Origin of the sequence: Longimicrobium sp., from assembly GCA_036389135.1 — a bacterium.
GTDB lineage: Bacteria > Gemmatimonadota > Gemmatimonadetes > Longimicrobiales > Longimicrobiaceae > Longimicrobium.
Map to the genome: position 1 here is coordinate 1 of DASVQP010000061.1, position 20247 is coordinate 20247.

General features: G+C 70.5%; 25 protein-coding genes. 9 read left to right on the forward strand and 16 right to left on the reverse strand.

Annotated features, from left to right (window positions below; genetic code table 11):
- Window positions 1–74: 74 nt before the first annotated feature.
- On the forward strand, window positions 75–488 hold the full coding sequence (locus VF584_14210) for a SemiSWEET transporter (GenBank protein HEX8211324.1): 414 nt from the start codon (window positions 75–77) through the stop codon (window positions 486–488).
- On the opposite strand, the gene VF584_14215 is transcribed toward VF584_14210, so the two are convergent.
- The 3 genes from VF584_14215 to can all read right to left on the reverse strand — a co-directional run bounded on the left by VF584_14215 (window position 481) and on the right by can (window position 1998).
- Window positions 481–996 (reverse strand): M28 family peptidase, encoded by a 516-nt coding sequence (locus VF584_14215; protein ID HEX8211325.1) that lies wholly within the window; start codon window positions 994–996, stop codon window positions 481–483. The genes VF584_14210 and VF584_14215 overlap by 8 nt on opposite strands.
- Window positions 891–1337 (reverse strand): M28 family peptidase, encoded by a 447-nt coding sequence (locus VF584_14220; protein ID HEX8211326.1) that lies wholly within the window; start codon window positions 1335–1337, stop codon window positions 891–893. The genes VF584_14215 and VF584_14220 overlap by 106 nt, the downstream gene beginning before the upstream one ends.
- Window positions 1338–1401: 64 nt before the next feature.
- Entirely contained in the window at window positions 1402–1998 is a 597-nt protein-coding gene (gene can / locus VF584_14225) for a carbonate dehydratase (GenBank protein HEX8211327.1), read from the reverse strand.
- A gap of 387 nt (window positions 1999–2385) precedes the next feature.
- Here can and VF584_14230 point away from each other — a divergent pair, with 387 nt between their 5' ends.
- Both VF584_14230 and VF584_14235 read left to right on the forward strand, forming a co-directional pair.
- Complete coding sequence (locus VF584_14230) at window positions 2386–2922, forward strand: Panacea domain-containing protein (GenBank protein HEX8211328.1); 537 nt, start codon at window positions 2386–2388, stop codon at window positions 2920–2922.
- A gap of 5 nt (window positions 2923–2927) precedes the next feature.
- Window positions 2928–3215, forward strand: a complete 288-nt coding sequence (locus VF584_14235; protein HEX8211329.1) for a hypothetical protein — start codon at window positions 2928–2930, stop codon at window positions 3213–3215.
- Window positions 3216–3308: 93 nt separating this feature from the next.
- Here VF584_14235 and VF584_14240 read toward each other — a convergent pair whose 3' ends face one another.
- From VF584_14240 to VF584_14275, 8 genes are all read right to left on the reverse strand, one after another.
- Window positions 3309–4691 (reverse strand): aspartate aminotransferase family protein, encoded by a 1383-nt coding sequence (locus VF584_14240; GenBank protein HEX8211330.1) that lies wholly within the window; start codon window positions 4689–4691, stop codon window positions 3309–3311.
- Window positions 4688–5059, reverse strand: a complete 372-nt coding sequence (locus VF584_14245) for a HepT-like ribonuclease domain-containing protein (GenBank protein ID HEX8211331.1) — start codon at window positions 5057–5059, stop codon at window positions 4688–4690. Before VF584_14245 ends, VF584_14240 begins: the two co-directional genes overlap by 4 nt.
- Complete coding sequence (locus VF584_14250) at window positions 5049–5354, reverse strand: nucleotidyltransferase family protein (GenBank protein HEX8211332.1); 306 nt, start codon at window positions 5352–5354, stop codon at window positions 5049–5051. Before VF584_14250 ends, VF584_14245 begins: the two co-directional genes overlap by 11 nt.
- Window positions 5329–5640: a HepT-like ribonuclease domain-containing protein gene (locus VF584_14255; protein ID HEX8211333.1), complete on the reverse strand. Its 312-nt coding sequence runs from the start codon at window positions 5638–5640 to the stop codon at window positions 5329–5331. The genes VF584_14250 and VF584_14255 overlap by 26 nt, the downstream gene beginning before the upstream one ends.
- A gap of 25 nt (window positions 5641–5665) precedes the next feature.
- Window positions 5666–5956 (reverse strand): nucleotidyltransferase family protein, encoded by a 291-nt coding sequence (locus VF584_14260; GenBank protein HEX8211334.1) that lies wholly within the window; start codon window positions 5954–5956, stop codon window positions 5666–5668.
- A gap of 84 nt (window positions 5957–6040) precedes the next feature.
- Complete coding sequence (locus VF584_14265; protein HEX8211335.1) at window positions 6041–6499, reverse strand: GNAT family N-acetyltransferase; 459 nt, start codon at window positions 6497–6499, stop codon at window positions 6041–6043.
- Window positions 6496–7605 (reverse strand): magnesium/cobalt transporter CorA, encoded by a 1110-nt coding sequence (gene corA / locus VF584_14270; protein ID HEX8211336.1) that lies wholly within the window; start codon window positions 7603–7605, stop codon window positions 6496–6498. The genes VF584_14265 and corA overlap by 4 nt, the downstream gene beginning before the upstream one ends.
- 34 nt (window positions 7606–7639) lie before the next feature.
- Window positions 7640–8059: a hypothetical protein gene (locus tag VF584_14275; GenBank protein ID HEX8211337.1), complete on the reverse strand. Its 420-nt coding sequence runs from the start codon at window positions 8057–8059 to the stop codon at window positions 7640–7642.
- A 229-nt stretch (window positions 8060–8288) separates the two neighbouring features.
- Between VF584_14275 and VF584_14280 the strand changes: the two genes are divergently transcribed.
- Window positions 8289–8792: a plastocyanin/azurin family copper-binding protein gene (locus VF584_14280; protein HEX8211338.1), complete on the forward strand. Its 504-nt coding sequence runs from the start codon at window positions 8289–8291 to the stop codon at window positions 8790–8792.
- A 307-nt stretch (window positions 8793–9099) separates the two neighbouring features.
- Here the strand turns inward: VF584_14280 and VF584_14285 are convergent, their stop codons facing one another.
- Entirely contained in the window at window positions 9100–10071 is a 972-nt protein-coding gene (locus tag VF584_14285; protein HEX8211339.1) for a DUF4249 family protein, read from the reverse strand.
- A gap of 257 nt (window positions 10072–10328) precedes the next feature.
- Here VF584_14285 and VF584_14290 point away from each other — a divergent pair, with 257 nt between their 5' ends.
- The 3 genes from VF584_14290 to VF584_14300 all read left to right on the forward strand — a co-directional run bounded on the left by VF584_14290 (window position 10329) and on the right by VF584_14300 (window position 11867).
- Window positions 10329–10904 carry a YMGG-like glycine zipper-containing protein gene (locus VF584_14290; protein HEX8211340.1) on the forward strand — a complete coding sequence of 192 codons (576 nt, stop codon included), beginning with the start codon at window positions 10329–10331 and terminating at the stop codon, window positions 10902–10904.
- A 261-nt stretch (window positions 10905–11165) separates the two neighbouring features.
- Window positions 11166–11516: a hypothetical protein gene (locus VF584_14295; GenBank protein ID HEX8211341.1), complete on the forward strand. Its 351-nt coding sequence runs from the start codon at window positions 11166–11168 to the stop codon at window positions 11514–11516.
- 6 nt (window positions 11517–11522) lie between these two features.
- Entirely contained in the window at window positions 11523–11867 is a 345-nt protein-coding gene (locus tag VF584_14300) for a hypothetical protein (protein ID HEX8211342.1), read from the forward strand.
- A gap of 107 nt (window positions 11868–11974) precedes the next feature.
- Here the strand turns inward: VF584_14300 and VF584_14305 are convergent, their stop codons facing one another.
- Complete coding sequence (locus VF584_14305; protein ID HEX8211343.1) at window positions 11975–13093, reverse strand: hypothetical protein; 1119 nt, start codon at window positions 13091–13093, stop codon at window positions 11975–11977.
- 203 nt (window positions 13094–13296) lie between these two features.
- Between VF584_14305 and VF584_14310 the strand changes: the two genes are divergently transcribed.
- Window positions 13297–15369, forward strand: coding sequence for a M13 family metallopeptidase (locus VF584_14310; protein ID HEX8211344.1), 2073 nt, complete (start codon window positions 13297–13299; stop codon window positions 15367–15369).
- 240 nt (window positions 15370–15609) lie between these two features.
- Here the strand turns inward: VF584_14310 and VF584_14315 are convergent, their stop codons facing one another.
- From VF584_14315 to VF584_14325, 3 genes are all read right to left on the reverse strand, one after another.
- A complete protein-coding gene (locus VF584_14315; GenBank protein ID HEX8211345.1) occupies window positions 15610–16188 on the reverse strand; it encodes a hypothetical protein in 579 nt (192 codons plus the stop codon).
- Between the two features lie 8 nt (window positions 16189–16196).
- A complete protein-coding gene (locus tag VF584_14320; protein ID HEX8211346.1) occupies window positions 16197–17984 on the reverse strand; it encodes a leishmanolysin-related zinc metalloendopeptidase in 1788 nt (595 codons plus the stop codon).
- Window positions 17985–18491: 507 nt separating this feature from the next.
- The gene (locus VF584_14325; protein ID HEX8211347.1) at window positions 18492–18863 is read right to left on the reverse strand and encodes a hypothetical protein; all 372 of its coding nucleotides are present in this window, start codon (window positions 18861–18863) and stop codon (window positions 18492–18494) included.
- A 198-nt stretch (window positions 18864–19061) separates the two neighbouring features.
- On the opposite strand from VF584_14325, the gene VF584_14330 reads away from it, so the two are divergent.
- Window positions 19062–20186 carry an ABC transporter substrate-binding protein gene (locus VF584_14330; GenBank protein ID HEX8211348.1) on the forward strand — a complete coding sequence of 375 codons (1125 nt, stop codon included), beginning with the start codon at window positions 19062–19064 and terminating at the stop codon, window positions 20184–20186.
- Window positions 20187–20247: the final 61 nt, after the last annotated feature.

A 20247-nucleotide genomic window follows, 5' to 3' on the forward strand; every position in this document is an offset into this window, starting at 1 on the left:
GTATGGGCGAGTCGGGATAGCTTGCATCAGAGCACCGGTTTGGTGTAGCGGGTGTGAGAGGCTTCTTGGCGGAAGTGACTCACAATCTACTACTTCAAGTCGGTGCTCGCTCTTTTTTCCACGCAGGATCTGGGTTCAACCGCCGGATACCCCCAACCCGCCTGCTTCCCTCCCGGCGCACCCCTTGCCCGAACACCCGCCGCAGATCCAATCCCAACCAGGAGGCACCCATTCAGCAGTTCGCAACCTACATCGGCTACGTCGCGGGGGCGCTGACCGTGATCTCGTTTCTCCCGCAGGTGGTGCGCGTGTGGAAGACGAAGAGGACCAACGACCTGTCGCTCGGGATGTTCGTCATCCTCATCACCGCGGGCGGGCTGTGGATCGTCTACGGCGCGATCACCAGCGACTGGCCCGTGATCGCCACCAACGGTGGGATGGTGGCGCTGAACGTCGCCATCCTGGTGGCCAAGCTCCGCTTCAAGTAGCCAGCGCCACCACCGCCTCCCGCACCCCGTCCACCACCATCGCCATGCGCGCGTAGTCCAGCGTGTCCGCCGTGTCGTGGGCAGTGTGGTAGTGCGGGTTCCGGTAGAAGGCGGTATCGGTCACCATCACGGCGTCGAAGCCGGCGGTCCAGTAGCTGGCGTGGTCGCTGAAGTCGACGCCGGGGACCGCGCGCGGAGCCTGGATGGTGCGCACGGGAAGCGGCGAGCCGCGGCGCATCGACCGCCGCACGCGGCGGATCAGCGGCCCCTGCCCCAGCTTGCCCACCACCGTGATGAAGTTGCCGCGCGAGGGATAGAACGGCTTCAGCAGCGGAGTGGGGAAGGTCTGGCTCCCCGGCTCGTCGCTGAAGTACCCGATCATCTCCAGCGCGATCATCCCCCTCACCCGCGCCCCCTCGGCGCGCAGCGAGTTGGCGTGCACCATGCTCCCCATGTAGGGGGTGCGGAAGAAGGGCGGCTCCTCGCACGGGTACGCAACCAGCTCCACGCCCACGCCGAGCCTGCCAGTACCCGCACCAGCTCGATGATCCCCGCCACCCCGCTCGCGTTGTCGTCCGCGCCGGGGAAGGGGCCGGCGGCATCGTAGTGCGCCCCCACCACGACGCGCTCCTCCGTCTCCGGCCCGAGCCGGGCGATGACGTTGCGGTACTCGGCCCCCGCGGCCGCGTACACCTGCCTCGACACCTCCGCGCCGCCCGCCCCCATCTCCACCGCGACGTACGACGCCGCCGCGTCGAGGTTGGCGCGGTGCGCCACGCTGCGCGGCGCCAGCGTCTCCGACAGCATGCGCACGTGTGCTTCCAGGCGCTTCGCCGAGACTGCCGCCATCGTGGCTCCGGGTACAGGGTGAGTGCCGCGGAGTCCATCTGACGGAAGCGGCGTGCCCGCCCCGCTACAGCCCCGCCGACACGCCCAGGTCGCGCAGGATGCCGTCCTGCAGGCGGTAGATGCAGCCGTGCACCGTCAGCGGCTGGCCGCGCAGCCACGCGTCGCGCACCACCGTCGTCTCGCAGACGTGGCGCACCTGCGCGGCCACGTTGAGTTCGCAGAGGCGGTCCACCCGGTCGGCGGCATCGGGGATGGCGTCCAGCTCCTCCCGGTGCACGTCGCGCACGTCCTGCACGTGGCGTAGCCAGTTGTCGATGAGCCCCAGTCGCGCGTCCTCGTACGCCGCGCGCACCCCGCCGCAGCCGTAGTGCCCCACCACCATCACGTGCCTCACCTTGAGCACGTCCACCGCGAACTGCAGCACGGAAAGGCAGTTGAGGTCGGTGTGCACCACCACGTTGGCCACGTTGCGGTGCACGAACATCTCGCCGGGCGCCAGCCCCACGATCTGGTTGGCGGGCACGCGGCTGTCCGAGCACCCGATCCACAGGTACTGCGGCGTCTGCTGGTGGAGCAGGCCCGTGAAGAACCCGGGATCCTGCTCCGTCATCGCGGCGGCCCACGCCCGGTTGCGCTCGAAAAGGTCGGTCAGCTTCTCCATGCTCTCTCAAGGTCGTGTGGTTGGAGGACGGATCGGTGCGTGTTGACTCTGGGACGGCGCGCGGCGATGAAGTCGTTCGAGGCGCAGCGCTGGCCGCGCGGCGCTTTCCACGCCCGCTGTGCGTCCGCGAACGTGTACCCGATGATGAGCCCGCCAGTCGGGCGAGCGTCTGGCAAATTACCGCTGGCGCTGCCGCGACTGCAACCAAGCGCCACGGTCGGCGCCGGCACGATCATAGGGAAAAACCTGGTGCGTACTAACAGGGCGGACACGGAGCTGGACCCGAATATATACCGAACAAGACTTGACTGGTGAAGCTATTTCCCGTAACTTACAACGTTTTCCGCGCGTTTCACGCACGCCCGCCTCAAGGAGGGGGAACGTTCGATGAATAACGACGAAAAGATGGCGGAGCTCATCTTGTACGTGTCGGATCGATCCCAACTAGATCCTGCGTATGGGGCTACGAAGCTCAACAAGATCCTGTTCTACGCTGATTTTCTGTACTACGCCAAGCACGGAAGATCAATCACGGGACAGGAATACATGAGGCTGGAGAAGGGGCCAGCACCCCGGCGATTGGTACCTGTCCGGGAAGAGATGGTCGCGGACGGCGAGTTGGTTGTGCGTCCGCAGGCGTACGGTCCGTGGCAGCAGAAGCGGCCCATCCCATTGCGCGACCCTCAGCTGGCCGAGTTCAGCGGCGACGAGATCGCCATGGTTGATTCCGTGATTGCTGCTTTCTGGGGGCGCTCCGCGACGGAGGTAAGCGATATCTCCCACCGCTTTCCCGGTTGGGACTATGCAAACGATCGGGAGACTATCCCGTACGCGACGGCTCTCACCTCAGATCGGGAGCCGGATGAAGACGACTATGCGTTTGCTCGTGAGTTAGGGCGCGAATACACCACGCGGGAAGCATAAGCAACATGCCGAAACGGCGCGTTATCGAGAGCGCTGCCTTTCTAGCTGACCTCGAAGCGATCGGGCCAGCCGGGTACGATTGGACGGAGCGGCGTGAAGGTATTCGCTTTCTTCTCAGCGGCGGGGCCGAGAAGGAAGGAAGAGCGACCCAGGACACAGACGTCCGAATCTACCTTCAAGACGCGCCGGACAGCGTTGCTGGAATCCCTGGATTGAAGGTCTTCTATGTGGTAGAAGGCGAAACCGTTACGATCCTGCGCGGGCGGGGGTATGAAATGGCGACCGAAGGCTAGGCCGCAAGCACCTGCTCAGCGTGTGAAGGAGGGCCGCTCCATCGGGCGGCCCTCCTTTTTTGTGGCACTTGACGTTCGCTGGCTTAAACGATTTCACCCCCAGCCTGCCTGACGATCCAGAATCTCCCCCAACGTTCCCAGCGCCCAATCCGCCTGCGCGTCGGTGAGGACGAAGGGGGGCGAGAGGGAGAGGACGTTGCCGTACAGGCCGCCGCCCAGCAGCAGCAACCCGCGCCTCAGCCCTTCCACCACCACGCGCCCGGACAGCTCCGGCGCCGGTTCGCGGCTCTCGCGATCGCGCACCATCTCGATGCCCATCATCATCCCCAGGCCGCGCACCTCGGCGACGCGCGGGTGGTCCGCCGTCATCGTTTGCAGGCGCTCGAGCATGCGCGCGCCCAGCTCCGCGGAGCGCTCCACCAGCCGCTCGTCGCGCAGCACGGCGATGGAGGCGAGGGCGGCGGCGCAACCGACAGGGTTTCCCAGGAAAGTGGAGGTGTGGATCGCCTCGCCGGTGGAGCGGGGCCACGCCTCCATCACCGCATCGGTGCCGATGCAGGCCGCGAAGGGGAAGCCCCCCGTGAGCCCTTTTCCGACCGCCATCAGGTCCGGCACCACGCCGCTGTGCTCGCACGCGAACCAGCGGCCGGTGCGCCCAAAACCCGTGTAGATCTCGTCCACGATCAGGAGCATCCCGCGCTCGTCGCAGATCCGCCGCAGGCCGGGGAGGAAGTCCGCGGGCGGCACCACGTCGCCACCGCGGCCCTGCACCGCCTCCACCAGGATCGCGCCGATCCCCTCCGATGCGGTTCCCGGGGTGTCGAGCAGGTGCTCCACGTAGCGCAGCGTGGCGGCGCCGACCTCGTCCGCGTCGCGCCCGAACGGTGAGCGGTAGGCGTACGGGTACGGCGCGAACACCGCGTTGCGCATGAGCTGCGCGGCGAACGGCGAGCGGAAGTCCTCGCGTCCCGACACCGCCAGCGAGCCGTAGGTGAGGCCGTGATACCCGCCGTGAAAGGCGAGCACCCGCGGCTTTCCCGTAGCGATGACGGCGGTCTTGAGCGCCGCCTCCACCGCCTCGCCTCCGGAGTTGGCGAGGATGGAGCGCGTGAGCCCCCCCGGCGCCACCTCGGCAAGCGCGCGCAGGAGCTCGGCCTTGATGGCGGGCGGGTGCACGTCGCCCATGCCGTGCAGCAGGCGGGCGGCCTGGCGCTGCACCGCCTCCACGATGCGCGGGTGCCCGTGCCCCGCGCCGGCCACCGCGAACGCCGCCGTCAGGTCCACGAAGACGTTGCCGTCCACGTCGCGCACGTTGGCCCCCCGCGCCTCGTCCCAGAAGACGGGGAAGTCGTCCGCCAGGTACGTGACGTTGGGCGACTCGTAGCGCGCCAGCTCCGCAGCGAGCCGTCGCGACTCGGGCCCCGGCGGCGCGCCCGCGAGCGTCGGCATCTGCGCGCCGAATGCTTCAGACCTCACGGCGCCTCCCGGCTACTCCCATCGGACTCGGCGGTGAGCACGATCTTTAATTGGCGGTGTGCTTGCACCGAATCCTGAACCGCCAAGTTCCACACGATCTTCGGGTCTACGCTGAAGTAGAAGTAGGAGTGCGTGAGGATGTCACGGAACCCCGCCAGACCGCGCCAATCGACATCCGCATGCCGCGCACGTACCTCCGGATGAATGTGCTTCGCGGCCTCTCCCACTATTTCGAAGGCTTTCATGACCGCGTAGAAAGTGCGGCGGTCGACAACGAACTCGTCTCGGGTTATTCCCGAGGTGAATTCCTGGGCATGGCCGAGGCCTTCGAGCATGTTTTCCAGGAACGTCAGCCGATTACGCGACACGGAGCAGATCCCCCGTCACGGATTGCTCCACGCGCGGCCGAAGCGTGCCGGGCGTGACCACGTCCACCCTCGTCCCGAACAGATCCTCCAGGAAGAACTTCAGGTCCATGTAGCCACGGAACGTGGGCTCCGGTCCGAAGTCCACGAGCACGTCCACATCGCTTGTCTCGGTCGCCTCATCGCGGGCTACAGAGCCGAAAAGAGAGATGGAAAGCACTCCGAACCGGTCCATCTCGGCGCGGTGCTCGCGTAGGAGGTGGATCACGCGGTCACGGGAAAGCGGCTTGGGCTCCATCGCTCGTCAGCTCGCGTGCGTAGTGTTCAGGTCGGGTCGGAGCTGTCCGCAAGCGCCGCCTCCAGGAGCGGCACGATCTCGGGAACATCGTTCTTGATCGTTTCCCACACCACCTCCAGACGCGCAACGCGAGGCGCTGCTGTACCTCCGGAGGAACCTGGCTCGCTGCTTCACCGATGATGGTGATGTTGTAGAGCACGGCGTCGATCCGGAGCGTATCCTTCTCGAACTCCTCGAAGGTCAGGCCGCGGGTGTACTCCTCGATACGTGCGGCGCGGTCGATCACATCCCTCAGCAGCGCCTTCCAGGCTCTAGGCGGCACGGCTCGCCTCCGCGAGCACATAGTCACGCACCCACGGGCGCAACGCATCCTCGGTAGCCATGTCGACGGGGCGGCCGAGGATCTCCGACAACCGGTCACGGATATCCACGAAACGGAAAAGCCCGATCCCCGGCCCGAGCTCCACCAGCACGTCCACGTCGCTGTCCGGGCCCGCCTCGCCGCGGGCGACGGAGCCGAAGATGGAGATCTCCCGCACGCCGAGGGTGCGGAGCTCGTCCATGTGCGCGCGGAGGAGTGACAGCGCCTCGTCCCGATCCATGGTCGTCTGCCTCCAGCGATGAGTGGGCCCGCCTGTGCTCGACAGCAGGAAGAACCGCGCCGCGGGCGAAGATCAAGCCGCGCCCTACCGTTCCGCGCCGTCCAGCCAGCGTGTCATGATGTGGCGGTCGTGCGCGTCGAAGCCCAGGCGGCGGTAGAGGCGCTGGGCGGCGTCGTTCTCCCAGGCCACCTCCAGGCGGAGCGCGCGGACGCCCCATGCGGCGCATGCCGCGGCGGCCTCCTCCACCGCGCGGGCTCCAACCCCGCCGCCGCGGAAGCCTTCGCGCACGTACAGCTCGTCCAGAAGCGCGAACCTTCCGGCGAACTCCAGCGAGAAGCCCAGGGTGACCACCATGTAGCCCGCCGGCGCTCCACCGCCCTCCACGAACCAGACGCGACCCAGCAACGGGTCCGCGAGGAGTGCGGCGAGTGCCCGGCGGGCGGCGGTCTCGTCCAGCACGAGCCGCTCGTGGAGGTAGAACTCCCGCATCAGCGCCAGGATGCCGTCCTCGTCGCCGGGGAGGGCGGGGCGCAGGGTGGTCACGCGCGCCCTCCCAGCCATCCGCGCCGCCAGAAGAAGGCGATCAGCCCGAACGTCACCACGCCCATCAGCGCCTCGGCCACGGTCAGCGAGCGAAGCCAGAGGGGAGCGCGGTCCAGGTTCATCCCGTACAGCCCCGTGATGAAGCTGAGCGGGATGAATATGGCGGAGAAGACCGTCAGCACCTTCATGATCTCGTTGGTGCGGTTCCCCACGCTGGAAAGGTACAGGTCCGTCAGCGAGGCGCCCAGCTCGCGGCAGCTTTCCACCAGGTCCAGGATCTGGACGAGGTGGTCCTGCACGTCGCGCAGGTACACGATCGTGCCGGGCGCCACAAGCTCAGGCGGGGGCTCGCGCACCAGGGAGCCCAGCGCATCGCGCAGCGGCCACACGGCGCGCCGCAGCGCCACCAGGTCGCGGCGCACGGCGTGGAGCTGGTTCATCGCCTCGCGGCCGGGGCGGCCCAGGATCTCGTCCTCCAGCAGGTCCAGCCGCTCGGCGTACGTCTCAACCACGGGGAAGCAGTGGTCCACCACCGCGTCCAGGATGGCGTAGGCGAGGTGATCCGGCCCGGCCGCGCGGATGCGGCCACGCGAGCGGCGGATGCGGTCGCGCACCGGGTCCAGCGGGTCGCCCGGGCGCTCCTGGAACGAGATCACGTAGTCCCGCCCCACGAAGATCGACACCTGCTCCAGGTCCAGGTGTGGGCAGAGGCGCACCATGCGCGCGACCAGGAAGAGGTGGTCGTCGAACAGCTCGCTCTTGGTCTGCTGGCCGATGTGCCCCACGTCCTCCACCGCCAGCCCGTGCAGGCCGAAGACGTCGGCGACGGCGCGCACGGTGGGGGCGTGGCGGACCCCCTCGACGTTGACCCAGAGGACCGGGTACTGCCCGCGCAGCCGGCCGAGCTGCTCCACGCTCTCCACGTCGAACTCGGTCATCTCGTGCGGCCCGTAGGCGAGCACGGTCACGCGCGGCGGCGACGCGTCGGGGTCCGACGGCAGGGTGCCCGGCGGAGATCCCGGGGGCGTGCCGGGCCCGTGGAAGCCCGCGCGCGCGGCGGTCCGCCCCGCGGCCAGGGGGAGGCGCAGGAGGTCGCGACGCTTCAAGCGCGCGGCCCGGCGGTGCGCGGCGCGGGCACGGTCAGCGCGGGAAGACGCCGCCCGCCTCGGACGCGGCGGCCAGCATCTCGCGGGCGGCGGGCGCGTACATCGCGATGGACATCAAGCTGCCGCGCTCCAGCCGCAGCTCGCCGCGCATGACGGCGGAGACGGGGTCGGTGTGGCCGGAGAGGATGCTCCGCCAGCTCACGGCGTCCGCGCGCAGCACAAAGGGCGCGGAGGCGCGGTCCTCCGGCGTGGCGACTCGGGTGCCGCGGCAGGCGCCCTCGTACAGGTCCAGGAAGACGGCGCGCTCGTCGTCGATCCCCAGCGCGGGGTCCGCGCCCATCACCAGCACCACGGCGTCGCGCCAGTCGGCGGCCACGGCGGCGTAGTTGGGGCGGTCGTTGAGCGCCTGGCAGCAGGCGCGGGCCCACTCTGCGGTGAACACCTGGGTCGGCACGGCGTGGCTCCTGGATGTGGGCGGATGAGTCGCGTGGGGCCAACGCTAGCGCGGCGGAGCGGCGCGGTCAAATCACGTGGGGGATTTCCCTACCCGGTGGTGCGGAATGTGGGGAGGAAGCCGCTTCGCAACAGACATTTCCCTATGTTGCGGCCTGGGCTCGCGGGCTAGATTACGCGCATCCTGAAGGACGATGGATCGAGACCGGAACGATACAGGAGACGCTCACATGCGTAACGCATTCTACAAGCTGCCGGTTCTGGGGATGATCGTGCTCGCCGCGGCGTGCGGCGGCGGCGACAAGCCCGCCGAGACCACCAACGACACGCCGCAGGGAAGCGCGGCCGACGTGACGCCGCAGGGTTCCAGCGGCACCGCGACCGTCACCACCGATGCGCCGAACACCTCGGCCACCACGGCGCCGGCGCAGGGCACGGTGCACACGGTGCGGATGACCACCACCCAGGGCGGCGCCTCCGGGCAGTTCGAGCCGGCCAACATCACCGTCAAGAAGGGTGATGTGATCCACTTCGTGAGCGAGGGGAACGCGGCGCACAACGTGTCGTTCCCGGCCGATCAGAACGCAGGCAAGTCGAACCTCCCCGCCCCGAGCCAGTACCTGACCAACGGGCAGAGCTACGATCTGCAGGTCACGCTGGACCCGGGCTCGTACAAGATCCAGTGCGACCCGCACGCCGCCATGGGGATGGTGGCCGCGATTACGGTGCAGTAAGGGGCCCTCACCCCCCCGGCCCCCCTCTCCCAAACTGCTGGGAGAGGGGGGAGATCGCGGTCATCCGCGCGGTGTTTCCGCATCGGAAAACGCATCGTGATCCGGTAGGGGCGCGATTTATCGCGCCCACCCTCGCCCCCACCACGCCCCGCGCCCGCGCCGACGTGGTAGGGGCAGACCTGCGTGTTCTGCCCACCCTCGCCCCCGCTTCGACCGCCGCACCAACCTCGTAGGGGCCGCCCCACGTGGCTGCCCGCGCCCGCCCCCGCGCCGTCCGGTGTGCCTCACACGGACAAATGCGCCCTCCTCACCCCAAACACCGCGTGATCCCCGTCTTCGTGCTGACCGCTTCCGGCTGCACGTGGACGCGCAGGTACAGCGGCACCAGCGACCCGAACACTCCCACTCCGTCGCCGCTGACGCTGGAGATGCGCACAGGGCCGGAGGGGTTGAAGCGCCCGCCCCGCACCCCGTTCACGTAGTTGCGGTCCGCCGCGGCAACCACCATCTCCGCCACCACGCCGTCCGGAAAGCCGGACTGCAGCGCCGCGAGCGCCGCGTTGTCGTACTCGAAGCGGTCGAAGACGCCGAACTCGCTGGGAAGCGCGATGGTGGTGTCCTCTTCGGAGATCGCCAGCCCCACCAGCTCCAGCGGGTCCGGGATCGCCGCCTGGATCCCGCCGCGCGCGAGGGCCGCGCGGAGGTCGAAGATGCGGATGGGCGCGATGTAGCTCCACGCGCTGTCGGCGCGCGTCCACGTCACCGGAAGGATGCGGCCCGGGGACAGGGCGCACCTCGCGGAAGCGCGCGCCTCCACCCGCGTGGTGAACGGAAGGCCGGCAAGCCCAAAGGCCCCGGGAACGCGTGTGCGCCCCTGGATCACCCCCCCGTCCGGCGTCTCCACGCGCAGCAGGTACACGGCGCCGGGGCGCACCCACGACCCTTCCTCCGCCGACGACAGGTAGCAGCTCGCCTTCACCGACCCCGGCTCCTCCTTGAAGTAGTCGCCGTTGACGCGGAAGCATGCCTGGGTGGACTCCTGGAAGGTGATCGTGCGCCCGCCCTGCGCCGTGACGGTCACGCGGGCGCCCGCGACGCCGCGGACGTCGCGCCCGTCCAGCGAGCGGTGCAGGACGATCGTCTGCACGGGGGCGTCGGTGCGCAGCACGGCCTCCACCGCCACCACCTCCTCGCCCGCGGGGAGGGTGACGCCGGCCAGCGTGCAGGCGCCCGCCAGCAGGAGCGGCGCCAGGCGTACAAAGCGGTGAAAAGGATGCAAGTGGAGCCACGATGTGAAAGGAGCGCGCGCGGGCCGCCAGCAGCGGCACTATCCATACCCCGGAACGCCCCGGATGGGGTCCACCGTGCGCAGAAGGCAGGCTGCTACCGTTGCAGAGTTGGCCCGGACTCTGCAACTGATAGAGGCCAGAACACAACGGCGCGGCCCGGGTTGCAGAATCGTAAGTCACGTGTTAGATTGGAGTTACGTGAACTGCGCGGGTCGCAAGACACTTTGGCAACCAGCAGGAGAGAGCGATGCGTGTCCTCAAAGCAGCACTTGTGGTGTCCGTTCTGGTGGGCGCAGCGGCATGCGGGCGCGATGCCGCACCGAAGGCCACCGCTCCCTCCAGCGACCTGACCTGGCTGGACAGCCTGGGCGTCTCCGACGCGGCGGTGAAGACGATGGCTCCGGCGGCGGCATCGCCCACGGAGCTGGGGCTTGCGGCGACCGACTCGGCCGCGCCGATGCTGGCGGCCGCGGCGCCGGTCAAGGAGCCGGTGGTAAAGTCCTCCACGTCGAGCACGCGCCGCACCACCGCGCGCCGCTCGTCCTCGGGGCGCAGGCGCTCCAGCGCGAGCAGCTCGGGTAGCTACAGCGGCAGCTCGGGCGGGTACGAGAGCAGCGGCACCTACCGCGCGCCCACGGCGGTGGTGAAGCGCAACACGCGCCGTGACGCCGTCATCGGCGCGGGTGCGGGCGCGGTGATCGGGGCGGTGGCCGGCGGGCGCAACCACCGGGTGCGCGGAGCCGTGATCGGCGCCGTCGCCGGGGGCGCCGCGGGCGCCATCATCGGGCACCACGTGGACAAGAAGACCGTCTACGTCCCCTGATCGGCGGGTGTTGGGGGAGAGCGGCGGGCCGGGCGATTTCGCCCGGCCCGCCGTCGTTTGTGCATCCCCCGCATCCTTCCAAATCGCCTTCCGGAATCGCCGCTGGAATGCGTAAGGTACAGTCATTGCGTTACTTACCCGCAATTCTCCGGCATCGGCGGGCGAGAGCCGCCCCATCCGGATCGAGAGGCGCCGCAAAGGGGAGGTTCCGATGACGCACCAGCAAAGGGTGCATCCGCGGACCGCGGGGGAGGACTGACGATGCCGCACCGGACCTTCCGCGACGCGGACGGGGTGGAGTGGCAGGTGTGGAACGTGGTGCCGCACGTCCTGCAGGAGGGAGCCGAGCGCCGGGTCCGCGTCCGCCGTGACCCCGAGCCGGAGCCCCACGATCCCGAGCGCCGCGAGCACCCTGACCGGCGCCGCGCGGCCGAACGGCGCGCCCGCCTGCGCATGCACCTCAGCCCGTCGCTGCAGGGCGGGTGGCTGGTGTTCGAGGCGGACACGGAAAAGCGGCGCATCACCCCGATCCCGCAGGGGTGGGACTTGCTTCCGGACGACGAGCTGGACCGCATCCGGCTCCTCGCCGACCCCGTGCCCCGGCGGAGCTGACGTCCAATGCCGCTGCGCACCTTTCGGGACCCGGACGGCATCGAGTGGCAGGTGTGGAGCGTCGTGCCCGGCGCGCGCACCTCGGCGGAGCGGCGCGCGGGCTTCGACCGCCGCAGCCCGGACCCGGTGCTCCGCCCGCCGGGCTCGGACCGGCGCGAGAGCACCGACCGGCGCCGCCCCGCCGTCGCGCTTCCGCCGCAGCTCATGGAGGGGTGGCTGATCTTCGAGGGCCCCGGTGAGCGCCGCCGTCTTACCCCCATCCCGCCGCACTGGGACGCGCTCCCCGAGCCCGACCTCGAGCGCCTTCGCGTGCGCGCCCTCCCCGCCACGCGCCTTCGCGGCGAGGAGTAGAACAGCATCACACAGAGGGCACAGAAGGAACAGAAAGCCACAGAGAAAACCTCTTGTGGTTCTCTCGGTGGCTCTGTGCCTCTGTGTGAGGCCGCAGCTCGGCGAGGCTAGCGCGGCGCCTGAGTCCTGCGGTACGCGCGGATGGCGGCGATCTGCGCGGCGAGCGTGCCGATCAGGGGGAAGACGGGGGCGACCAGGATCAGCATCATCCCCGACGAGTACGACATCCGGTTGGTGACGTACTCGTTGATGAACGGCCCCGCCGCACGCTCGATCCAGCCGGGGATCAGGAGGAGCGTGATGATGGCGGCGATGGTCCACGCCATCGCCAGCGCAAAGGAGACCGGAAGCGCCCATCCCGCGCCGCGCCCGCGCTCACCGAGCGAGCGGCCCGTCGTGCGCCCGCCGAGGATGCACAGCCAGAGCCCCGCCGCGCAGAACGCCATCCACAGCCCGTGGCGCCACCCCGACGACGGCTCGGGCGCCCGCGCGCTCAGCGCCAGCGCGTCGGCGGGGATCCCCTGCCAGCTCCCCACCAGCGCGCGTCCGTCGCGGCGAAGTCCGGGCGTGGCGGCGGCGTCCCAGCCGCGCGGCAGCTCCACGCGCACGTCCAGCCGCCCAAAGCCGCCCCACTCGCGCGCCGGCGCCAGCACGTAGCCGAGCTGCCACACCGGCATCAGCCCATCGGTCTGGTAGACGGCCGCCTGGGCGGGGTAGCGCACGCGGATCTCGTGGCGGCCGGGGGGGAGCGGGAGCTCGAAGGCGAGGGCGCCGGCCTCCTTCGAGGTGTACGCCAATGCATCGCCGCCGCCGGGATGCGGCGTCTCCGCCGGGGCGCGCCAGCTCGCGGGGAGCGGCCCCGGCTGCGTGCGCCGGCTGGGAACGGGGCGCCCATCCAGCCACACCTGCCCCGCGCCGCCCAGCCCGTCCGCCACGAAGAGGAGCCGCACCGTGCGCGCCGCCCCGTCGTTGCGGGTTCGGTAGGTCGCGTCCACCATCGCGGGCTTCGCCTTCGCCAGCGGCCGCAGGTCGATCAGTAGCCGCTCGTGCTCCACCACCACGTCGCGCAGCCCGCCCGCCGGCTCACCCGCGGGGCCGCCGGGCCGCAGCGGCGCCGGCTCCGGCGGCTCGGCCATGTTGGCCCACAGGAGCGCCGGCAGCGCGAGAAGGAGCGCGCCAACGAGGAGCGCCGGCCAGCGGCGGAGGGGAGGTGTGTGCGGGTGCATCGAATGCCGGAGGCGGGGGAGCGATTCGTACGCGATCGAACTCCAGGATGGCCGGCGCGCGTGACCTGCGCGTGATCCACGCGTCACATCATCAGGAGACGAGCGGGAAGTTACGAAGCGGCGAGCCACGGCGGAAGCGCGGGGTGCGCGGTTTCGCTCCCGCCCGCGCGTTGCTAAATTAACCGCACCCCGCAGCCCCAACGGTGGATGCGCCTCGATCGTTCCAGGAGTCGTTCAATCGCATGACCTTTCGCAAGCCGCTCGCGTGCGCCGTGGTGCTCGCGTCCGTGCTCGCTCTTCCCGCGGCGGGCCAGCGCCCCGGCGGGCAGATGCTGGACCCGGCCGACCGGGACACCACCTGCGCCCCCTGCCGCGACTTCTACCAGTGGGCCAACGGCGGGTGGCTGGCGCGCAGCACCATTCCGCCGGCGTACACCAGCTGGGGGAACTTCGACGAGCTCCGCGACCGCAACCAGGCCGTGCTGCGCGGCCTCCTGGAGGCGGCGGCCCGCAACGCCGCGCGCGCACCCGCGGGGAGCAACGAGCGCAAGCTGGGCGTCTTCTACGCCACCTGCATGGACACGGCGCGCGCCAATCGCGACGGGCGCCTGCCGCTGGTGGCGGAGCTGGCCCGCATCGACGCCGTCCGCAGCCGCGCCGCGCTGGTGGCGGAGGTGGCGCGGCTGCACCAGATGGGCGCGGCGTCGATGTTCGGCTTCGGCGCGGCGCCCGACCTCAAGAACAGCACGCGCACCATCGCGCAGCTGGGGCAGGGCGGGCTGGGGCTTCCCGATCGCGACTTCTACACCCGCACGGACAGCGCTGCGCAGCGCATCCGCGCAGAGTACGTGGCGCACGTGGGGCGGATGCTCGCGCTGGCCGGGCGCCGCGACGGGCACGCCGAGGCCGAGCGGGTGATGGCCATCGAGACCGCGCTGGCGACGGCTTCGATGACCCGCGTGCAGCAGCGCGACCCCACCGCCACGTACCACATGATGCCTGTGGCGCGGCTCCAGGCGCTCACCCCGCGCTGGGACTGGGCCGCCTACCTGCGTGCCCGCGGCGCGCCCCCCATCGACAGCATCAACGTCCGCCAGCCGGACTTCATCCGCGCGCTGGACGGGATGCTCGCCACCGTGCCGCTGGCGGACTGGCGATCGTACATGCGCGCGCACCTGGTGCGGTCCTCCGCATCGGCGCTCTCGCGCGCCTTCCTGGACGAGCAGTTCCGGATGCAGCAGGTGCTCACCGGCACCCGCGAGCAGCTTCCCCGCTGGAGGCGCTGCCTGGCCGCGACCGACGCCCACATGGGCGACGCGCTGGGCGAGGCGTACGTGCGGCGCACCTTCACCCCGCAGGCCCGCGCGCGTGCCCTGCGCATGGTGGAGAACATGCGCTCCGCGCTCCGCGAGCGGCTGCACGGGCTGGATTGGATGACGGACTCCACCCGCGCGGAGGCGCTCGCCAAGCTCGGCTCCTTCCGCGAGAAGATCGGCTACCCGGAGCGGTGGCGCGACTACTCGGCGCTGGAGATCCGGCCGGGGTCGCACTTGGAGAACGTGCGCCGCGCCACCCGCTGGGCCACCGCGCGGGGCGTCGCCCGCATCGGCCGGCCGGTGGACCGCGGCGAGTGGTCGATGACGGCGCCCGCCGTCAACGCCTACTACAACGCATCGCTCAACGAGATCGTCTTTCCGGCGGGGATCCTGCAGCCTCCGTTCTTCGACGCGGCGGCCGACGATGCGGCCAACTACGGCGGGATCGGCGCCGTGATCGGCCATGAGATGGCCCACGGCTTCGACGACCAGGGGCGCCGCTTCGACTCGCGGGGCAACCTGCGCGACTGGTGGACCCCCGCCGACGCCGCCGCCTTTCGCGAGCAGGCGAAGCGCGTGGCCGAGCAGTACTCCGGCTACGTGGTGATCGACACGCTGCGTGTGAACGGCGCCCTCACGCTGGGCGAGAACATCGCGGATCTGGGCGGGCTCACCATCGCCTTCCACGCGCTGCAGAAGGAGCTCGCCGGCAAGCCGCGCCCCCCGCTGATCGATGGTTTCACGCCGGAGCAGCGCTTCTTCCTAGCCTGGGCGCAGATCTGGCGCCGCAACGCCCGCCCGGAGGTGATGCGCCTGCAGGCCACCACGGACCCGCACGCGCCCTCCCGCTGGCGCACCAACGGCCCCCTGGCCAACATGCCCGAGTTCGCCCGCGCCTTCCACTGCGCCCCCGGCGACCCCATGGTCCGCCCCGACAGCATCCGCGCCCGCATCTGGTAGTGGTTGCGGGTGGATGACAGATGAGGGCGCCGGTCCGTGTGGACCGGCGCCCTTTTTCGATTTGGGACCCCACCAGATTGGCTCGGGCACGGGGCGAGTGAACTCGCGGCAACAACAGCACAAAGTCCGCCTGCGCGGACTCGGGGGCGAGATTCGTTCGGGCGGCGGGGGCGGCGGTCGGGCCGATCCTGCGGTGCTCGAGACCGCTTCAGCGGTCTCCCGTGGTTCCAGCCGGGGGCTTCAGCCCCCGGTCACGCGGTCCGCGCAGAAATAACCGCCCGCGCGCTGCTCTCCGCCGCTCTCCCACCGCCCGGCGAAGCGGTCCGGAGTGATGGAGGTGACAAAGAACGCAAAGCTCGCCCCGTCGAATCGGAGCGGACCCGCACGGTTCGCGTCGGCGCCCAGGCGCAGGGTGATGGCCTGCGCACCCGCGCGCTCCCACTCCATCGCCAGCACCCCCGGCCCCGCGGGATCGTCGCGCCCAACGTCGCCCGGCGCGACGGCGCCCACGGACGCCGGCGCCAGGTCGGTGGTGCCGTAGAGCGGGTACCGCACCCGCTCCGCCGGGGCGATCGGGGGCGGACGGTTGCCGAAGGGGCGCAGCCGCAGCGTCCCCGAGGCGGAGCTTCCTGAACGCGGGCCGCTGGTGGCGGTCAGCGCGAGGTGGAACTCACCGGCCAGCACGTCCGCGCGGGAGCCGGCGGCGAGCTCCCCCTGCACGGGCGCGCACGGGGCCGGCGCGGGGACGCGCGGCGCGCACGACGTCCACCCCGCCAGCGCGAGCGCCGCCCCCAGGACGAGCCCGGGGGAGCGCGCCATGCCCGCCCTCAGCGGGGCACCCTCGCGACGCGGCCGCCGCCGTCCACGGTGTAGCGCGGGCCGGTGTACAGGTCGTTGTGCAGCGTCAGCGTGTTCTCGGTTCCTCCGGGCGCGCGTACCGTCAGCGTCAGGAAGAACGGATCGGCACGCGACGGGTCGACGGAGTATCCCAGGTCCGCCAGGGAGCGCACCGTCAACACGCTCAGCGGGTTGGGGCCCGCGTTGAGGTAGCCCGTCATCAGCTCGTTGCGCAGCACCGATTCGCGCCAGTGGCCGTTGATGGTGCCCGGCCCGCCCGTGTTCTCCACCGGCACCTTTGCCCCGCCGGTGTAGGTGTTGCCGCCGATGGCGTCGAAGCCCACGATGCCGTTCGCGCCGCTGTAGTAGGTGTCCAGCGTGCTCGTGGCGCTGCTGCGGTTCTGCAGGAGCGCCTTCAAGGTCCAGATCGTGCCGATCCCCAGCACGTGCCCCATCTCATGGAGGATCACGTTTCCGAGCTGGTTGCTGCTCTCCAGCGATGCGAGGTCCGCCGCGTCGAACGCCATCGTCCCGACCAGCGGAAGCCCGCCAGTGGTACGGGTGAAGCAGGGCCCTGCCTGCCCCAGCACGGCGCCCGGCCCGTCGATCTCGGATACCGCCGCGAAGATGACGAGGTCGTCGAAGTCGCCGCTCATGCTCGGCGTTCCCGCGCCGCAGGCGTCCTCCGAAATCGAGGTGCTGAGATCCGCGATGTCCAGGCGCACCAGGGTGGCCCAGCGCGCCGCCGAGTTGACGAAGGCGGCCCGCTGCGACGGCGTCATCGACGTGGTGATGCAGAGCGTGATCTCGTACCCCGCCCCGGGCCCGCCGAAGCACCCCGTTCCGCGCAGCACCACGGGCGGGCCCGTGAGGCCAGGCGCGGTGGCCGTCAGCGTGTTGCCGTCGGCGGTGGACCCCAGCGTCCAGGTGCCGGCGGAGGCCACGCCGTTCGTGTTGGTGACGGCCGAGCTGTTGCTGATCCGGCCGCCGCCGGAGGTGACGACGAAGTTGACGGTGATGCCCGCGAGCGGGTTGCCGACCTCGTCGCGCGCCACCACCGCCGGAGCGACGGGGAGGGCGGTCCCCATCAGCGCCGCCTGGTGCCCGCCGGCCAGCACGCCCAGCACGCCGGGCACCCGCCCGACTGCCTGCGCGGTGAACGTCACCGGCGCGAGCGTGGTGCCGGGGAAGGTCACGGACAGGGTATGCGTCCCGGCCGCGGGCCCCAGCGTCCAGCTGTTGGTGGCGATGCCCTCCGCGTTGGTCACCGAAGTGGCCGAGGCGAGCGTGCCGCCGCCCGTCTGCACCGTAAAGGTGACCGGCACCCCCGCGACCCCTACTCCGAGCCGGTCCACCACTCGCACCTGGAGCGCGCTGCCCAGCAGCACCCCCACCGCGCCCGCCTGCCCGTTGCCCCCCACGGACTCAGCCCGGACGGGGACCTGCGCCACCCGCACTTCCACCGACCCCACGGCCGAGCCGGCGCGGGCGGTTATCGACGCCGTCCCGTTCGCCATGGCTCTCACCGAGGCGCTGTCGCCGCCCAGCCCCGTCACGGTTACGGACGGTGAGTTGGACTCCCAGGTGACGACCGCTTCCCGCATCACCTTCCCCTTCTGGTCGCTGACGCCCGCGCGCACGATCTGCGTGGCGCCGATCGCGTCCAGCGAGGCCGCGGGCGCTACGGTGATCGTGGTGGCGACGGATGGTTCCGTCGAGTCCGAACCGCACCCCGCCGCCAGCGCGGCGAAGACGGGGAGGAGCAATAGCTTGCGCATGATGGTGGGCTTCAGGCACGGTAGGTGGAGCCGGTTCGCCCGGCTCGGGCACGGTGGGACATACAAATTAGTATGAAGCGGGCCGATCCGTAAAGGCCTGCCGCTAAACAACCTGCCTCACCCGCGAGCGCCTCTCGCGGGTGTGGGGCTCGCGGCTACTTCGCCAGCCACTGTGCCACAACGCCCCGCCGTTCCGTCCCCCGTGCGAATGAATTCTCCGCTGGAACCACGCAGGGTCCGCCTCAGCGGACACCGGGTCCAATGCCGCGTTTCTCGAGCCGGCTTCAGCCGCCTTCCCGTCGTTCCAGCCGGGGGATTCATTTCATCCCCCGGCGTGGCGGGTCCCACGGCCGCCCTCCGCACCCATCCCCTCCGCGGAGCCCGCGAAGGCAGGCTTCCCGCAGTTGTTGCAGCGGTTTCAACCGCCGGACCCCCACACAAGCGCGTGAGTGCGCCCCAACCCGAAGCGCACTCACGCACTCACGCACCAAGGCACTTCCCTCCGCCCTACCGCGCCTCCGGCGGCGAATCCTGCTTGTCCCAGTCCGTCAGCGCGGCCACGACGAACGTCACCGCCGTCAGCCCCAGGAAGAAGTTGCGCGCGGGCTTGTGGTCCGCGAAGCCCAGCAGCCACGGCACGAACGGAAGCGCCAGCCCCAGCGCCGCCTCGGTGGCACCATGGACCTTGAACGGGACCACGCGGCGCGCCGAGAGCGGGTAGTCGGTGACCGCCGAGAGGCCGGCGTAGCCCCCGGCCAGAGCGCGTGCGGCGGCGCGCGCCGGCGGCGGAAAGTCCAGCATCTCCGCGGCGGCGGCGGTGGTGGCGGAAGTGGCGTAGTCCAGCACCCCGTGGGCGCGCGGCGAAATCGGTTTCCTCATCCTTCCCTCCATCGGGTGTTGTGAAACAGGGACGCGGCAGGGAGGCAAACCGCGTACCGGCCTTGCCGCAGCAGCACTTACGCGGGCGGAACAGGAGCCGGGGCGGGGAATGACGTATAAAGATTTTGCTGCTCCCGCGCGTCGCCGCTACAATGGACCGCATCCGCAAATCCGCCACGCCCCCCTTCTCCGGTCCCCGTGCCCGTACATTCCCCACGTCTCGCCCTTCCGCTTCTCCTGGCCGCGGCCGTCAGCGCGTGCGACCTGGCCCCGAACCGCGGCGGCACCGTCGCCTTTGGCCTCGCCGCGCCGCTCACCCGGTCGTACGGTGAGAACTCCAAGCTGGGCGCCGAGCTGGCCGCCGAGGAGCTCAACGCGGCCGGCGAGCTCGACGGCGTCACCATCGCCATCCACGCGCGGGACGACGGCGGCGAGGGTGCGGCGGCCATCCAGGTGGCGAGCCGCTTCGTGGAAGACCCGTCGGTCGTGGCGGTGGTGGGGCACGCCAACTCCGATCCCATGATGGCGGCATCCAAGGTGTACCACGACGGCGAGCTTCCCGCCGTGGGCACCAGCGCCACCAGCACGGAGATCGCCGAAGCCGGGCCCTGGATCTTTCGCATCGCCTCCAACGACAGCGCCAACGCGGCGGCCATCGCCCGCGAGGCGCGCCGGTTCGGGCGGCGCGTGGGCATCCTGTACGCCAACGACGAGTACGGAAACAGCCTCGCCGCCATCTTTCGCAAGGCGCTCGCGCAGACCGACGCCGTGCTCGTGGGGACCGATCCGTACCTGGAAGAGATGAAGGACTTCCGCCCCTACCTGCTCCGCTTCAAGGAGCGCCAGGCGGAGGTTCTGCTGGTTGCGGGGCTGGAGGTGGGCGCGGCCACCATGATCCGCCAGATGCGTGAAGTGGGGCTGGGCGCGCGGGTGCTGGGCGGCGACGGGCTGGAGTCGCTCACCTCGATGGAGGGGAACTACGACGGCACCATGTTCGGGATGCTGTACCACCCCGAGGCCAGCGACCGGGCGCGCACCTTCGCCGCAACTTTCCGCCGCCGCTACAACCGCGAGCCGGAGTCGAGCGCCGCCACGAGCTACGACGCCGTGTACCTGCTGGCCCGCGCGCTCAAGTCGGGCGCGCGCTCCCGAGCGGAGATCCGCGACTACCTGGAGGGTGTGGGCCGCCCCGGCGGGAGCGAGCCGTTCGTGGGCGTCACGGGCCCCGTTGCCTTTGACGAGAACGGCGATCCGGTGGGGAAGCCCGTCGCCATCGCCGCCATCGAGGGCACCCGCTTCCGTCTGGTGCACTCCGGGCGATAGGAACGGCTGGCCTCACACAGAGACACAGAGAGCCACTGAGAGAAAAGCAAAAGGTTATTCT

Coding starts and splice junctions, on each gene's coding strand:
- VF584_14305 (HEX8211343.1), bottom strand. CDS start 13,093: ATGCACCCGCACACACCTCCCCTCCGCCGCTGGCCGGCGCTCCTCGTT.
- VF584_14320 (HEX8211346.1), bottom strand. CDS start 17,984: ATGCGCAAGCTATTGCTCCTCCCCGTCTTCGCCGCGCTGGCGGCGGGG.
- VF584_14315 (HEX8211345.1), bottom strand. CDS start 16,188: ATGGCGCGCTCCCCCGGGCTCGTCCTGGGGGCGGCGCTCGCGCTGGCG.
- VF584_14280 (HEX8211338.1), top strand. CDS start 8,289: ATGCGTAACGCATTCTACAAGCTGCCGGTTCTGGGGATGATCGTGCTC.
- VF584_14290 (HEX8211340.1), top strand. CDS start 10,329: ATGCGTGTCCTCAAAGCAGCACTTGTGGTGTCCGTTCTGGTGGGCGCA.
- VF584_14230 (HEX8211328.1), top strand. CDS start 2,386: ATGAATAACGACGAAAAGATGGCGGAGCTCATCTTGTACGTGTCGGAT.
- VF584_14250 (HEX8211332.1), bottom strand. CDS start 5,354: ATGGAGCCCAAGCCGCTTTCCCGTGACCGCGTGATCCACCTCCTACGC.
- VF584_14300 (HEX8211342.1), top strand. CDS start 11,523: ATGCCGCTGCGCACCTTTCGGGACCCGGACGGCATCGAGTGGCAGGTG.
- VF584_14235 (HEX8211329.1), top strand. CDS start 2,928: ATGCCGAAACGGCGCGTTATCGAGAGCGCTGCCTTTCTAGCTGACCTC.
- VF584_14325 (HEX8211347.1), bottom strand. CDS start 18,863: ATGAGGAAACCGATTTCGCCGCGCGCCCACGGGGTGCTGGACTACGCC.
- VF584_14260 (HEX8211334.1), bottom strand. CDS start 5,956: ATGGATCGGGACGAGGCGCTGTCACTCCTCCGCGCGCACATGGACGAG.
- VF584_14295 (HEX8211341.1), top strand. CDS start 11,166: ATGCCGCACCGGACCTTCCGCGACGCGGACGGGGTGGAGTGGCAGGTG.
- VF584_14220 (HEX8211326.1), bottom strand. CDS start 1,337: ATGGCGGCAGTCTCGGCGAAGCGCCTGGAAGCACACGTGCGCATGCTG.
- can (HEX8211327.1), bottom strand. CDS start 1,998: ATGGAGAAGCTGACCGACCTTTTCGAGCGCAACCGGGCGTGGGCCGCC.